Origin of the sequence: Cupriavidus sp. WS, from assembly GCF_000395345.1 — a bacterium.
Classification (GTDB): Bacteria; Pseudomonadota; Gammaproteobacteria; order Burkholderiales; family Burkholderiaceae; genus Cupriavidus; species Cupriavidus basilensis_B.
In genome coordinates this window covers 1-606 of the sequence record NZ_AQPL01000746.1, presented here as the reverse complement: position 1 = coordinate 606, position 606 = coordinate 1, and the positions used below count along the sequence as shown (strand labels likewise).

Sequence of the window (606 nt, the reverse complement as noted above, 5' to 3'; positions counted from 1 at the left end):
GGAACGGCTGGAGTTCGCGCGGTTCCCGCTTTCCCGGCTGCCGAAACTCACCGGCTGGGACGTGCCTTTCAACCCAGTGCGCCCGCTGCCGCCCGTGGGCGGACTGCCTCGGCTGCACGGCATCGAACCCGAGGAGGTGGACGTCAGCCTGCCGCTCGGCGAGCGCGTCGGGCACTCATTGGTCTTGGGGACAACCCGCGTGGGCAAGACGCGGCTGGCCGAACTGTTCGTGACCCAGGACATCCGGCGAAAGAACGCGGCGGGAGAGCACGAGGTCGTGATCGTCATCGACCCCAAAGGGGATGCCGATCTGCTGAAGCGGATGTACGTCGAGGCGCAACGCGCGGGCCGCGAGGGCGAGTTCTATGTCTTCCATTTGGGCTGGCCGGACATTTCCGCCCGCTACAACGCCGTGGGGCGCTTTGGACGCATCAGCGAGGTGGCGACCCGCATTGCAGGGCAACTCTCCGGTGAAGGCAACTCGGCGGCTTTCAGGGAATTTGCCTGGCGCTTCGTCAACATCATCGCCCGCGCCTTGGTGGAACTGGGGCAGCGTCCGGACTACATGCTGATCCAGCGGCATGTCATCAACATCGACGCGCTGTT

1 pseudogene is annotated in these 606 nt (G+C 65.5%); it reads left to right on the top strand.

Annotation, left to right across the window (positions count from 1 at the left end):
* Positions 1 to 606: pseudogene (locus K206_RS40655) on the top strand (conjugative coupling factor TraD, PFGI-1 class); the annotation flags it as partial.